The organism is Desulfobacterium sp. N47 (assembly GCF_051233685.1).
GTDB lineage: Bacteria > Desulfobacterota > Desulfobacteria > Desulfobacterales > RPRI01 > RPRI01.
This window is the reverse complement of sequence record NZ_JBAMMY010000263.1, coordinates 26578-41432: the sequence shown is the minus strand read 5'-3', so window position 1 is coordinate 41432 and position 14855 is coordinate 26578. Positions and strand designations below refer to the sequence as shown.

Below are 14855 nucleotides of genomic sequence, written 5' to 3'. Positions count from 1 at the left end.
AAAAAGGTCTTGAGATTACAGCCAAATTAGACACCAATTCCTACAAGACCGGCATCAAAGTCTCTGATGAAGAACTCCGAAAGATTGCTATCGAGAGGGATGGTTTCCATGGAGAGTGGAATTATAAAATAAAACCAAGGCCATTATGCTAAATGTTCAGCTTATATTTTCTAAACCACATAGCTTCTGTTATTGCCCTGTAAGAAAGATCCGTATCAAATATATTTGCTTCTCTTCCTAATTTTGAAGGTGAATGTGCATCCGAATTGGATATCAGTGTTCTGTTGTCCAGATCCGAAACTTTTCTGCACATATCAGGATCTGATGATAAGCCTGTTTCAACTGCAAAAATATATTGTGAAAAATCCTCAAAACATTCTTTAATGCAGTCAAACCCTGATTTAGAGCCAAATATGGAATACCAAGGTGTCCAAATATGTGCCGGTATAAGCATCGCCTTATCTGAAATTTCAAGAATTATTTCAAATAAATTAATAACATCCAATTTTAATATCGGTCTTCCGTTTGATTCCGTTTTTCCAAATTTTTTTATTTTTCCGTTTAATTTTTCAACCAAATTTAAATCGGGAAATAATAAAATGCTGTGTATTTTTCTGGTCTTTCCATTTTTTTTATATATGTTGCAAACTTCTCCTGTTGGAATAAATCTGAATAAACCTTTGCATGATTGCGGAATAAACTCTTCACAACTATTTTTAATTTTATTTTTTAACCTGTACAACCCATTATTATCTAAAATAAGTTTTTCTTTTAATTCATTAAGCCGGCCGGGATGCGTAAAATCTCCTGTTCCCAAAACCGTAAGCCCCTTCATCCTGGAAGCAACATAAAGGTTTTCAACATTAATGTTTTTTGCAGATGCTAAAGAATAGCTTGAATGGATATGAAGATCAGCCAGAAATTTCATTTTTATAATTAAAAACTCTTGTTTTTTTTAAAGAATCCGTATATATAACCTATACAAGGTTATACCACATAATATATTATTTTTTAATACAAATTTATTAATCGGGTTTAAATTTTATATGGGTTTATTATCATCTTCAGTATCTATAAACAGATATCATGTCGATGGAAAATTTACTGATTCCATCCTTGAAATAGTAAGAGAAGGTTTAATAAAATATTCCTTTAAAGAAATTGATGAAGAATCTTCAGACAAAATTTCCGGGTGGACCTCTTTTAATAATCATTTCAACCCTGATTTTAGTGGTTCTTCTTTTATTATTGATGATGTTTTTGTTTTTTCTTTTAGAATAGATAAAAAAACCTTATCACCAAAAATAATAAAAAAGTTTTATCACATAGAAATGGCCAAACAACTTGAAAAAAGTGAAAAAGACTATTTAACTGCAAATGAAAAAAAACAGATAAAGGAGCATGTATTAAATGTACTTTATCTCAGAATACCGGCAACACCGAATGTTTTTGATGTTGTGTGGAATTTTGAAAAATCAACACTTTGGTTTTTTTCAAATAACAAAGCTGCTAATGAAGAACTTGAAATTTTTTTCCAAAAATCTTTTAAATTTCGTTTAATTAAAATTTTTCCTTTTTTTGAAGCAAATTTATTATTAGATCTACAAGAAACCGAAAGAGATAAACTTTCCGGCTTGTCACCCTCAATATTTACGGAATAATTATGCAAGATCTTTCATTATCTTATCATAGATACAGTTTTCTTGGCTGTGAATTTTTACTCTGGCTCTGGTTTTGTACAAGCAACCCGGATTCATATAATTTATTTGACAATAAAAACGAACTTATTGAAATTGGTAATAAAATAGTTCTTGAAAGAAATATGAATAATTCTCTCGAAAAAATAACAATAAAGGGAGAAGAAGCCGGTCTTGAAGAGGCTATGCTTTCTCTTAAAAAAGGATCAATTGTTAAAGAGCTGAATCTTTTATATAAAAAAGAAGATAAAGAGTGGAGTTTTACATTAACCGGAGAGAGTTTAAGTTTTTCAAATTTAAAAACACCTGATATTGGTTTTATAGAATCCAAAAAAGATGTTGAAGGTTTTGTTGTTGAAAAAATGTATCTTTACAATTCAATTTATTCCTTAATCGACAATTTATACAAAAACTATATTTTACTAAGAATTTCAGACAAATGGATAAACATCACCACTAATATTAAAACCTGGATAAATTCTTAGAGAAAAGAAAACTTCATATATTATAAAAAGTCGGCTTTTTATTGTTCATTATTATATTAAATTCTTTTAGTTTTGAACAATTTGTTTTCAGTAACCAATATTTATCTTTTTATAAAAAATTTATTTTATAAAAACTGTAAATTATCTTCACTTGTTTTAAATATTAATTCAATTAGTTATTTAGTTATTATAGTTATTAACACAATATATTATACATATCCTATTTATTAACTATAAAAAATAAAGAAGAGTAATTATGAAAATAAAAATTATAAAAAAAGAAATATCTGACGTTCTTTCAAAACTTCAGACCATTGCAGGAAGAAAAACAAATTTAGCCATTACAACAGCTGTCTTGATCAGGGCAACTGACTCAGGAATTAATATTAGTTCAACGGATATGGAAACAGGGTTTACAGGTTTTTATTCTGCTGAAGTAGAAAGAGAAGGAGCTATCGCAATAAATGCTAAAATGCTTTTTGAAATCATAAAAGATTTTCCTAATGAAGAAATTTATATTAATGAAATAGATAATTTATGGATTGAAATATTAAATCAAAACAATGTTGAATATAAAATGGCAGGTATGAATCCTGATGATTTTCCAGGTATTCCAGATGTTGAAAATATTACATATTTTGATATAAAAGCATCTGTTTTTAAAGATATGATAGAAAAAACAATATTTATTACAGGTATAACAGAAGAAAAAAGGCCTCATATAAATGGAGTATATCTTGAAAAAATATTGGAAGATGGAATAAATAAATTAAGGCTTGTATCAACCGATGGAAGCAGACTCGCAAAAGTTGATTGTGAATATGAAAATGCTTTAGAGTTATCGGAAGAACCGGGCATTATAATATCTAAAAAAGGTTTGAGTGATTTAAATAAATTTCTTGATACAAATAAAAATATAAAAATTGGATATAATAACAGTAATTTTGTTTTAAAAAAAGAAAATGAAACTGTAATTATAAGACTGCTGGAAGGAAATTTTCCTGAATATAAATATATAATAGATAAAAAAGAAGCTTTCAGTATAACAATAGAAAGACAAAAACTTTTAATGATGCTGAAAAGAATGTCTATTTTTACTTCAGATAATTTCAAAGGGGTTATTTTTAATTTTGATAAAGAAAAACTTTTGGTATCTTCCACGAATCCGGATCTTGGAGAATCCAAAGAGGAGATGATAATAAATTATGATTTTGATCCGCTGGAGATAGCTTTTAATGTAAGATATTTTATAGATACATTAAATGTTATTAAAGATGACAATGTTATAATAATGCTTATAAATGAAAAAAGTCCGTGTCTTGTAGAAGCTGAGAATAATAAAAACTTTTTAAGTGTAATAATGCCGATGAGAATATGAAAGAAGAACAGAATACATATACGTCAGATAGTATTAAAGTATTAGAAGGTCTTGAAGCTGTTAGAAAACGACCTTCTATGTATATTGGAAACATTGATTTACAGGGCCTTCATCATCTTGTTTATGAAATTGTAGATAACAGTATTGATGAATCTATGGCAGGGTTCTGTAATTTTATAAATGTAATTATACATACTGATAACAGTGTAAGCGTTGAAGATGATGGAAGAGGTATTCCTGTTGGAATACACAAAACTGAAAAAGTACCGGCTGCTGAAGTTGTAATGCTTAAACTGCATGCAGGTGGTAAATTCGATAATGATTCATATAAGGTTTCAGGCGGTCTTCACGGAGTTGGGGTTTCAGTTGTAAATGCTCTTTCAGTAAGGCTTGATCTTGAAATTTATACAGATGGAAAAATATACAGTCAGGCATTTGAAAAAGGAAAAAAAGTAACAGAACTTACCATAACAGGAGAAACAAAAAAAAGAGGAACAAAAATACATTTTAAACCGGATACGGAGATTTTAACCACAGATAATTTTGATTTTGAAGTTATATCAAAGAGATTAAGAGAACTTGCTTTCTTAAACAAAAAATTGAGAATAAAAGTTGAGGATGAACGATCAGAAAAGAAAGAAGAGTTTTATTATGAGGGAGGAATAACCTCTTTTGTTGAGTTTATAAATAAACACACAGTTGTTTTGCATAGTCCAATATACTTTGAGGGAAATAAGAATGATGTAATGGTAGAGGTTTGCTTACAATATAACGATACTTTTTCTGAAAAGCTTTTTTCTTTTGCAAATAACATAAATACAGTAGAGGGAGGCTTTCATGTTATAGGTTTTAAAACTGCTTTAACAAGAGTTATAAATCAATATGCTGCAAACGGAAACCTATCAAAAGATCTCAAAGAAAAACTAAGCGGTGAAGATGTAAGGGAAGGATTGACAGCTGTTATAAGTATTCGCCTGAAAAATCCTCAATTCGAAGGTCAGACAAAAACCAAATTGGGTAACAGTGAAATAAAAGGTTTGGTTGAATCGCTTGTAAACGAAAAACTGGCGATGTTTTTTGAAGAAAATCCTGCCATAGCAAAAAAAGTATTATCCAGAGCTATTGATGCAGCAAGAGCAAGATTTGCAGCAAGAAAAGCAAGAGATCTGGTAAGAAGCAAGGGTTCTATGGTTGATGCGACATTGCCGGGCAAACTTGCAGATTGTCAGTCATCCGAACCATCGGAAAGAGAAATTTTTCTTGTAGAGGGAGATTCTGCAGGAGGCAGTGCAAAACAGGGAAGAGATAGAAAATTTCAGGCCATTCTTCCGCTTAAAGGAAAAATTTTAAACGTAGAAAAAGCACGAATCGATCAGATATTAAAGAGCGAAGAAATAAAAAATATTATAATAGCTCTTGGAACCGGAGTGGGTGGTGAAGAAAATGTTGTGGATAATATCAGATACCATAAAATTATTATAATGACGGATGCCGATGTTGACGGTTCACATATCAGAACTCTTCTTCTCACATTATTTTACAGACAACTACCGGAAGTTATTGAAAAGGGATATTTATATATAGCACAACCCCCGCTTTTGAAAGTAGGAAAAGGTAAAAATGAAAAATATTTTAAAGATGAGCAGGAGCTAAACGATTACACAATAAAAATATTTTGTGAGCAAAATAAGCTTTTTATAGAAAGCGATACACAAACGCTATCCGATTACGGTCTTTATCTTTTTGTTACTAATCTGGCGGAGTATTCATCTGTTTTAAGAAGGCTTGAAAGAAATGGGATAAAAGCTGATTTTGTTGAAATTTTATTAAAAAATCATGTTGAAGATAAATCTTTTCTGCAAGATTATGATAAAATGTCTTATATAAAAAATCTATTAAGTGAAAAAAAATATAAGACTGAAGAAATAAACTGGAATCCCGAAAGAAATATATATGAATTAACTGTAGAATATCCGGAAGGTTTATCTGATAATAAAAGACAGGAAGGTTTAGTAAAAGATGAAACAAACAGGGTAAAAATAGGTATAGGCCTTATTTATTCCGCTGATTATCAGAAATGTGTAAATATAGGCCAGAATATTTTTAAGTACGACAAACCGCCTTTTTATATAACCGGGAAGGATGATACAGAGCCTGTTAATCCCGAAACAAAGATAAACGATAAAATGGAACTGCTTGGAATTATACTGGAAGAAGCTAAAAAAGGGCTTGTTATACAAAGATATAAAGGTCTTGGAGAAATGAACCCGGATCAGTTGTGGAGTACAACCATGAATCCTGAAAAAAGAAATCTTCTTCAGGTAAAAGTTGGGGATTCTGTTGATACAAATGAAATTTTTACTATTCTTATGGGTGATGATGTTGAACCCAGAAGAGAATTTATTCAAAACAATGCGCTTGACGTAAGAATGCTTGATATATAATGGAAAAATTATGTTAAATATAGTTTCAATTACGGCAAGAGATATTCCGGATGCCTGGTTTCAATGTATTTATAATATAATAGAGCATGGGCATAAATACGTAATTGACAGAGGAAGTTTTTGTGGTCAGGAAAGATTGGAATTTGATTATATCACGGTACATATTAAACACCCCGGAACGCGTCCGCTTATACCGGATATTCCGCATGCCTTAAACATACCGAATCCTGTTGCCGAAGGTTATCTTGAAGAATATCTGCCATATCTTATGACATCTGCAAAATGTGAAAATGAAGATTATACCTACGGTCAATACCTTGAAAGCCAGATAAAAGAAGTCATACAGATGTATAAAAACGACGGGCATGGAACAAACCAGGCGTATATGACAGTAGGTGATCCATCGACTATATACCTTGGAGATCCCCCTTGCTTAAGAGGTATAGATACAAGAATAAGATATGGAAAACTACATTTTATGGTTTATTTCAGATCCTGGGATTTATGGAACGGCTTTCCCGCCAATCTTGGTGCGATACAGCTTTTAAAAGAATACATGTCTTTAGAAATAGGTGTGCAGGACGGTGAGATAATTGCTGCAAGCAAAGGCCTTCATTTATATGATTATATCTGGGAACTTGCCAAGCTCAGAACATTAAGAACAGAATACTGAATTGTGACAAAAAGTTCATGTTAACCGAAAAACCTCTGGTAGCATCCGGTGTAAATCAGCTGGATCAACTTCTTGGCGGACTTCGTATAGGCGATAATGTAGTTTGGTACGATAATGCAGGAAGTTTGGCCCCCGTATTTTACCTCAATTTCATAAAAATCTCTCAATCAGAAAAAAAATCTATTATTTATATAAATTTTGACCATTCAATTAAAACTCTTATGGAGCGGCTCGGTACTCTATCCGATTATGATAAATTAACCATACTCGATTGTTTTACATTCGGAAAGGGAGATGGGGCCGAGATTTTTCTCAAGTTTTATGAAGAAGATGAATCAAAAAAAGCTTGCAAGATTATTACAATTGATGAGCCTCGTAATGCAGATCATGTAACGGGAGCTTTTTATGGTCTTCATAAAACCATGAAGGGTGATGTGCGTTTTATTTTTGACAGTCTTACAGGGATGCAGGAACTGTGGGGAGGAGAAGAGCAAATACAAAAATTTTATTCACATTCCTGTCCGCGGCTTTATGAATTAAATACTGTAGCATATTGGGTTGTTGAAAAAGAAGCCCATTCCCAGCGCTTAAAAGCCAACATAAATAAAATTGCCCAGGTTGCGATTGAGCTTTCACTTAAACGGGGCAAAACATTTCTTTCTGTAATTAAAGCCGAAAAACGAAATATTGAGATATTCAATGAGTCTTTTTGTTATTGGAATAAGGGTCTTGATATAAATATTGATTTTGAGAAGCGGACACAGACACAGCTTGATCTTGGAACACGCTTGAAGGAAATACGCTCCAAAAGGGGATTTTCTCAGACAGAGCTTGCAAAACTTATCGGTGTAACTTCAAGCACAATATCTCAAATTGAAAGCAATCAGATATATCCGTCTCTTCCGGCTCTTATAAAAATAGCTGAGACACTTTCCGTTAAGATAAGTTCCTTTTTCGGCGAATTAGATACTGTCTCAGAACAAGTGGTTTTTTCGCCATCAAAGGCAACCGGCATTCAATTTTCAAATTCAGCCAAAGGAGTTATTAACGGCAAGACTCTAATGCCGTTAGAACTCGACTCCGGAGTAAAAGCTTGTCTTATCAACATACCGCCAAAAACAAGCATATCTTCGCATTTTTTCATTTATAAAGGAGATGAGGTAGGCTATGTATTATCAGGAAGACTTCAATTTAAACTGAAAAACAAAATGCATACCGCTAAAGCAGGTGATCTGATATATCTTACAACAGAAGTACCCACACAATGGAGAAACCCATACACAGAAACAGCAGCTCTTCTATGGCTAAATATAAAGTAGATAATATTTTTTATATTTTCTCCGGAATTTCCGGATAGAAAATCGCATGTGCATGATAAAAAACTTTAATCAATCAGCTGTTTGGGTCACATTATAACCCCCATTTCTTTAAGATCTTTCCTGAGTTCGTTTTCTTTGTATATTTTGCCAGGACGCCAGCATCCATTAAATTCAAGGGTTGGCACAATCCAATCTCCTCCGTTGGCATCAGCAACGATTTTAATTACATCCTGAGTTTGTTCCTCTATCTCGATATAGTTAAACTCGATATAGTTATCTTTAAGAAATTGAATCGTTTTTACACAATGAGGGCACCACTTGGCTGCATAAACTTTTAACATAATAAGTTTCCTTTATAAATTTTTTGTTCTTCATAAGATCAGCAGCTTTTTTTCAGCTGATCCTGAAATAATTAACTTTTCAGATCATCTTAAGCAATATTGCTTAAAAACTCTTCAGCCGGGATTATTGTAACTCCCATATTTTTCATATCAAACAAATAGTAGATTTAGCTACAAAACCTTAAAATCTAACAGACCACATTTCTGCCTTCCACTACCTCATACAAGCTTTGTTTGAATTTATTCTCATCCTCATTGTTATAAAACGGCACACCCACAAGCTTATATTTCTGCGTCCTTTGCTGTGTCTTAAATTCCAGTGTTTTTCCCTTGAATTTTTCAGTAATTTCTTTAAGGAATTCCTGTTTCCACTTATCATACTCTTTCAGGTGCTTACCCTTTGGCTCAATAAATATCTGATAGGTCAACATGCTCCCGTTTTTCTCACGCAGGAAAAGTACAAAATCAGGCTCAAATGCCTGCCCGTCGGAAAAACTATAAATCTTGAAATGCCTTTCATTACGAACAAGATATATGCCGTCATATTTCTCTTTGAGCGTGTCCATCTGGCGGTCAAGCATTTTAACAAAGGCCTTTTCTTCGCTGGTTCCGTAATTGGCGTTGAAAACATACCAGCCCTTATCCGCCACAAACTGCTCATCGCCGTTGGCCCGTTCACTGCCTTCAATCAGTTTAAGTACTTTGTCTGAAAAGACTGTGGAAACCTGGTTCAATTTGAAATCTTCCGTACCTTTGTAGTCTGTGATGTTTTTACGCAATTCGGATTCAATCCGTTCAAGCAGTCCGGTCAAGCTATCAAGTTGAGCTTTATTGGACAGGCTGTATAGGTCAGCAGAAACGCCCTGAAACGTGATTTCAAGAGAACCCAGGTAATCATCCGATTCGATAAATTGCCGCATTGAGGAAACATGTGGAAAATATTTGTGAATGGATTGAAACGTGAAGAATGGATTACGTGATATGGCGTTATAAACAATGTGCCGTGGCATCTCTTTTACTTTGACATCTTTTCTGCCGGATTCGGCGACCCTTTCAATATTTCCATTCTCGTTGAGCAAGGCGCCCGACATGCCCCGACCGCTTGAAAGGGTATGCGCATAATTCTTCTTTGTAACGCCCATATCTGAGAATGATCGGACGTAGAGATAATCATTTTTGATCCGCTCGTTGAGATATATCAATCCGGCCTTATAAAAATCCGTTTCCTTAAAAGCGTCTTTGAGTTTCAGCGGTTTATTGACTTCGCGGTCATCCATCATGCCTTCTGCAATCAGGGCTGTGCGAAGCTCTGAAATATACCGGGAGTCATTGATGCTGTGATAATGCAATTCTTCCAAAACCCGCATTTCATCTTCCAGACTATTGTCATATTTCCGTCGGTAACGGTCATTATGTTCATCGGTAGTAAAGGGAAAATACCGCGCCCCACGACCGATAAGCTGGGCTTCGGCAATAGTTGTTTTTCCCGGCTTGCCCGATTTTGAATCTCTGGCTGTATAACACCGGACAATATCGAAAAGGTTCAGAACATCCCACCCCTCATTAAGCTTTTGCACGGCAAATATAGCCCGGATACGGTTGTCAATATCTTCAAGTGAATTAAGCAGAATTTGCTGGTTTTCCTTTTCTTTTTCCTCGTTGACGGAAATACAGCGGCTTTCATCAAACTCCCGGCGTAGCCTTTCTGCCAGTTGGTTGGCTGCGATATTATTTTCCTTGAAAAATTGAAACGCCCTTTTTACCAATGGAATATCGGATTTATCCTGTATCCGCCTGATATCGGCTCCCGAAAGTTGTTCAATCAACTTGTGAAAATTAGTCTTGTTTTCTTTTGATTGGGCAATAGTTTTTTGCGCCTTAAATAAAATTACCGGCTTCAGGTTGATTCTGTGTTTAGCCGCAACTTCCTGTTTATACTGGCTCAGGATAAGCGCCTGAATGATCCGCTCTTTTTCCTCAAATTCCGCCTGAACTATATAAACATCTTTGGAATACCCGTCATTTCTGAACTGTCGTAGATCATACCGGTACAGGACTTTATTCCTGTATTTATCTGCAATATGGTTATGAGAGTAATCCAGTGTAGCGGTAAACTCTAAAAGCAGGTTGTCTTCATTCTGGTGAAAAATTCGTTCAACCGTACTTTCCCAGTTTAATTCCTCAAAGTCTATTTGGGCTTTTGTGCTCACATTGATATGATGCGCTTCATCCGCCAGCAACACTATCTTTTTGTTTTTAAAATCTTCGTAAGTAACGGAGTTTTCCTTTTCCGTGGTCAAATCAGAATGCAGTTTCTGAATTGTTGTAAAACATATGTTGATGTCGGTTTCGTTGACGCCTTCAAAATTGGCAACCGGCGTTACAGCAACCCGCTTTGTTCCGAACCGGATATTTTCAGCAAAAAGAACTTTGGATGACAAAGGATTGAGAAAGTTATCCCTGGTTTTTTCGATTATGTTGGAGGAGTTGACGAAAAACAGAAAATTGCGATAGCCCTTTTTATAAAGGTAAAGGATCAGCCCAGCCATAATCAGGGTCTTGCCACTGCCGGTTGCCATGTTGAATAAAAAATGCAGCGGAAAGATCTTGCCCGGAAATTCGATGTTCAAGCAGTGAAAAAAACGGGCAAATGCTTCTTGCTGATAAGCGCGCAATTCAAACTTTGGATCGATGTTATCTTTGATAAAATCGGGAATTTCTTTTTTCAAAAATCCCAATTCGGAAGCGGAATCAAGTGTTTCATATAAAAACTTATCAGCCATTACAAGCACTCCCCATAAAATGACCGATTCAATTTTTTATCTTCTTTGCTGACACCAAAATCAGCATCATCTATTTCCGAAAGATTGACATAAAGCTGGTTCTTGTTCAGTAGCTCCGCGAGCAGTTTCTTTTGTTTATCCAGCCCATTTTCACTCTTGCCGATTTTGATAAAATCATTCACTGCCTCTTCCGGCATTTCAGGATTAACATACCAGTTCAAAAAGGAGTTTTCAGCAATGTCTTTCCAAAGATCGACCAACTCTTCGGATGATGCGGCTGCCTGTATCTTGTCTATAAAGTCTTCGTTGTATTTCATCAATTCGCAATAGATGAAATCGCCACCGCCTTGCCAGTTGACGGATTTGGAAATACCGCCCTGATCGCACTCAATTTCTTCAAATATCTTCCCATCTTTTTTAATTTTTTTACCGATGACTTCTTTCAATCTCGGCAATAAGATATTCATCCCTCCTGATAACTGTTCTATACCAATACATTGTCTGTTTAACTTAATAGTAACAGCCGCTGTTGTTCCGCTTCCCAGAAAGAAGTCAAGTACAATATCTTTTGGTTGAGTTGCTGCTTCTATAATTATTTTTAGCAAACCTTCAGGTTTCGACGTATCATAATCGGCTTCCTTTGTGTTTTTTATGAAGTCATTGCCCCAAACGTCACCTAAAGCAACATATTTTGCATCTGATGCGGTAATAAGTTTTATTACTTCACTTTTTTCAAGATCAATTCTGTCTGAAACATATGTCTTTAGTCCTGCCTTTTCCGCCAACTCCCATTCAGCAGGCGTTCTACTCATGCGCCCCCTTGTGTAAAACCACCCCTTTTCATCTTTATCGATTCCACCGATTGTGGATTTTTTATAAGGCCCTAAAGGAAGCGACCAATATCTTATGCTTTTTTCTTTTGCATAAACAAAGATATTCTGATATTCAGTTGGCATTGATGAGCTTGCCGAATGCGACCTTGAGCTGCCACCTTCTCTGCCTTTATGCCAAATTATTTCATTAACAAAATTTGTTCTTCCAAAGATTTCATCTAACAATATTTTTAGGTAATGAGATTCATTGTTATCAATATGAACAATAATATTTCCATCCTTCGTCAAGAATTCATGCGCTGCCAATAACCGATTTCTCATAAATGTTAACCATGTCGAATGCGAAAAACTATCATTGTAAGTGAAGCTATCTCTTTCTGTGTTAAACGGGGGGTCAATATAAATCAGTTTCACCTTGCCCCGGAACTGCTTTTTCAGCGTATGCAATGCCAACAGGTTATTTCCCTTGATAATCAGATTCTCCCGGATTGTACCGTTTTCGTCCCGCTTTATTTCCGTTACTTTCTGTTCGCCTTCAACTGTATATCGTTTCCAGTTGGCCAGCACCTTAGTGTCAAATAATCGGTCAATCTCATCCTGCGCAAGAATTTCATTGAAAAATATCTCTTTGCGTTTCTCTTCCTCTTTTGTCTGTCCGCCTTCCAGCACGCAATCTTTATATGGCCATACAAGCGACACCTCACCCCGCTCCCGCAAAAATTTACCGTCTATATTCAGGCCTATTTTGTTTCTGAAACGAGTATAGGAATTTGCCAAAAAGTTCTTATCGGCAATATATTCAATAAATGTGTTGATATTGAAAATCCAATGTCCTTCAATCTCGTCAAAGAATTTGTCTTTTATCTCCGGCTTTCCAAGCAGAAGCTTCACCAAATCACGGTCTATCTTCCATGCCCGATCAATTACCGCCGCTTTGACCAGTTCATCTTCATCATCAACGAACCGGGAATCTGACCTAAGCAGTTCGATCAGCTTATCATTAAAGTTCTTTGCCATATTGCATCCTTTATCGTGTGATTTCTATTAAGAGACAGGTAAAGCTTGACGAATACGAAGTTCTGCAAAATTTGAACGCAGAACTACACTACCAACATTATTAATTGATACTTTAACGTGCGCCAGGCGGTGGGAATCTGAAATCAATTTATCTTCAATAATTAAATCAATATTTACTTTCGGAAAATTCAACCGCTGTCGCACAAATAATAAGTATGTCCATATACCACCAATGACTATTGCTATAGATGTGATAATTGCTTGGATGATGTTCGATAAATTCTTCCAATATTCCATAATTATTACTTATTTAGTGCCACAACAATTGATATGCGTAATTTTTAATTTACCGGCTCGAAACAAATCTATTATTTTGATTGGCTTTTTTTATACTAATATTTCCATAAAATCAAATGATTATTGTTGATGATTTATGTGTGAAGCATGTTTTATTGCCAGAAAAAGCGCAAAATAAGAATTGTAATTTTTGGGGAAAGGCGGACGGGTCGGAAGCTGTAAAAACTTTGGAAACGCACAGTGCGGGCCTGGATGCATTAGTGCCGTGGCGGATGAGATAGAAAAACTTCATCTACCCGATTAGCTGACCTCGTCCTTTCTTTTAATCCAATATTCAGGTTTTTTATGGCTATTTGCAATTGCGAGAATCCATAAAATATTTTCATGTATAATATAAACGATGTAACATGGGAAGACTTTGATGTTAACACGGCGGTAACCACCTTTACGAATCCTTGGTATATCAGAATTTCGAGTAATCCATTTTGCATGTTGATCGATTTCTTCCTTCAATCTCAGACCTAATCCCGCCCTTTGTTCTTCATAATATTCGATAGCATCGTTTAGTTCTTCAAATGCTTACTGAAGCATTATTATTTTCATGATTCAAATCGCTTTTCAATGCTCTTCATTGCTTTGGCATAATCAATGCCTGTTGCTTTCCCTTGTTCAACAGCTCGAACTCTTTCGGTGATTTCTTTTTCCCAACTTAAATCAACATCATTAGAGTCTATAGATCGATTATCAAGAAAAAGGAGGAATCTCGCTAGTTCCAGACGATCTTTTTTCGGCAATTTGATCAATTCAGTTGTTATATCTTCAATTGTTCTTTCCGTTTTTATTTTTCCTTTTTTCTGTAAAATTCAAGAGTCGGTACAACCCAGTCATCTCCTCCGTTACATTTAACATAATTAACTCCTATATCATGCCTAAAAATTCATCAGATAGTATTATTGTAACTCCCATATTTTTCATATCAAACAGATTTGCTTCGTGAACCTGCTCGGTTTGTGCGGCAATTGCATCCTTGAGTAAAATAACATCGTAATCATAGCCGATGGCATCTGTAACTGTCGAACGGATGCAATTAGGCGTCTGCACTCCGCAAATAACAAGGTTTTTTACTCCAAGTCTTGTCAAAACCAGCTGCATGTCTGTTTGAAAAAAACCGCTGAAACGAGCACCTTTTACCTGAAATTCTCCTTTGGCAGGTTTTAATTCAGGCACTATTTCAGCGCCTGGCGTTCCTTCAACAAGATATGGTTTGTTCTTAAACATCTCAACCCTGAATCGTTCAACATCGATTCCATCAGGACGCTGAATTCTGACTTTATGAATTACAGAAATGCCTTTATTTCTGCAGGCATCGAGAACTTGCTTTATAACCGGGATAACCTGCCTGCCCGGAGGCACCATATTCATAACATCGTTTTGCATATCGATTATCAATAAAGCTGTTGTTTTAGGTGAAATATCGGAAATTTCTATACAGGTATCTTTGATTGAATCCATGTTTTCTCCTTTTGTTAAAAAATGAAACTACTCAGGTTGTTAGGTTCACGGTTTACGGTTGCTCGCCTTGAATCTT

The 14855-nt window shown here is 35.0% G+C and carries 14 protein-coding genes and 1 pseudogene; 7 read left to right on the top strand and 8 right to left on the bottom strand.

Features of this window, described 5'->3' with window-relative positions; translation table 11 throughout:
• Positions 1–152 (top strand): ISAzo13-like element transposase-related protein (locus VXK47_RS16860; RefSeq protein ID WP_435549949.1); only part of this gene is annotated, 152 nt, incomplete at its 5' end.
• On the opposite strand, the gene VXK47_RS16855 is transcribed toward VXK47_RS16860, so the two are convergent.
• Entirely contained in the window at positions 149–928 is a 780-nt protein-coding gene (locus tag VXK47_RS16855; protein WP_435549948.1) for an endonuclease Q family protein, read from the bottom strand. The genes VXK47_RS16860 and VXK47_RS16855 overlap by 4 nt on opposite strands.
• A 118-nt stretch (positions 929–1046) precedes the next feature.
• Here VXK47_RS16855 and VXK47_RS16850 point away from each other — a divergent pair, with 118 nt between their 5' ends.
• The 6 genes from VXK47_RS16850 to VXK47_RS16825 all read left to right on the top strand — a co-directional run bounded on the left by VXK47_RS16850 (position 1047) and on the right by VXK47_RS16825 (position 7996).
• On the top strand, positions 1047–1661 hold the full coding sequence (locus VXK47_RS16850; RefSeq protein WP_435549947.1) for a recombination-associated protein RdgC: 615 nt from the start codon (positions 1047–1049) through the stop codon (positions 1659–1661).
• 2 nt (positions 1662–1663) lie between these two features.
• Complete coding sequence (locus tag VXK47_RS16845; protein ID WP_435549946.1) at positions 1664–2182, top strand: hypothetical protein; 519 nt, start codon at positions 1664–1666, stop codon at positions 2180–2182.
• A gap of 256 nt (positions 2183–2438) precedes the next feature.
• Positions 2439–3560, top strand: coding sequence for a DNA polymerase III subunit beta (gene dnaN / locus VXK47_RS16840; RefSeq protein WP_435549945.1), 1122 nt, complete (start codon positions 2439–2441; stop codon positions 3558–3560).
• Positions 3557–6004 carry a DNA gyrase subunit B gene (gene gyrB / locus VXK47_RS16835; protein WP_435549944.1) on the top strand — a complete coding sequence of 816 codons (2448 nt, stop codon included), beginning with the start codon at positions 3557–3559 and terminating at the stop codon, positions 6002–6004. Before dnaN ends, gyrB begins: the two co-directional genes overlap by 4 nt.
• 10 nt (positions 6005–6014) lie before the next feature.
• Entirely contained in the window at positions 6015–6677 is a 663-nt protein-coding gene (locus VXK47_RS16830; RefSeq protein WP_435549943.1) for a thymidylate synthase, read from the top strand.
• Between the two features lie 17 nt (positions 6678–6694).
• Positions 6695–7996, top strand: coding sequence for a helix-turn-helix domain-containing protein (locus VXK47_RS16825; protein ID WP_435549942.1), 1302 nt, complete (start codon positions 6695–6697; stop codon positions 7994–7996).
• An 86-nt stretch (positions 7997–8082) separates the two neighbouring features.
• Here VXK47_RS16825 and VXK47_RS16820 read toward each other — a convergent pair whose 3' ends face one another.
• The 7 genes and pseudogenes from VXK47_RS16820 to VXK47_RS16790 all read right to left on the bottom strand — a co-directional run bounded on the left by VXK47_RS16820 (position 8083) and on the right by VXK47_RS16790 (position 14779).
• Positions 8083–8337 carry a glutaredoxin family protein gene (locus VXK47_RS16820; RefSeq protein WP_435549941.1) on the bottom strand — a complete coding sequence of 85 codons (255 nt, stop codon included), beginning with the start codon at positions 8335–8337 and terminating at the stop codon, positions 8083–8085.
• A 188-nt stretch (positions 8338–8525) separates the two neighbouring features.
• The gene (locus VXK47_RS16815; RefSeq protein ID WP_435549940.1) at positions 8526–11120 is read right to left on the bottom strand and encodes a DEAD/DEAH box helicase family protein; all 2595 of its coding nucleotides are present in this window, start codon (positions 11118–11120) and stop codon (positions 8526–8528) included.
• Positions 11120–12970 (bottom strand): DNA methyltransferase, encoded by a 1851-nt coding sequence (locus tag VXK47_RS16810; protein ID WP_435549939.1) that lies wholly within the window; start codon positions 12968–12970, stop codon positions 11120–11122. Before VXK47_RS16810 ends, VXK47_RS16815 begins: the two co-directional genes overlap by 1 nt.
• Positions 12971–12997: 27 nt before the next feature.
• Positions 12998–13267 (bottom strand): hypothetical protein, encoded by a 270-nt coding sequence (locus VXK47_RS16805; protein ID WP_435549938.1) that lies wholly within the window; start codon positions 13265–13267, stop codon positions 12998–13000.
• A gap of 300 nt (positions 13268–13567) precedes the next feature.
• Positions 13568–13828: pseudogene (locus VXK47_RS16800) on the bottom strand (hypothetical protein); the annotation flags it as partial.
• A gap of 38 nt (positions 13829–13866) precedes the next feature.
• Positions 13867–14061 carry an addiction module protein gene (locus VXK47_RS16795; protein WP_435549937.1) on the bottom strand — a complete coding sequence of 65 codons (195 nt, stop codon included), beginning with the start codon at positions 14059–14061 and terminating at the stop codon, positions 13867–13869.
• Between the two features lie 124 nt (positions 14062–14185).
• Positions 14186–14779 (bottom strand): cysteine hydrolase family protein, encoded by a 594-nt coding sequence (locus VXK47_RS16790; protein WP_435549936.1) that lies wholly within the window; start codon positions 14777–14779, stop codon positions 14186–14188.
• Positions 14780–14855: the final 76 nt, after the last annotated feature.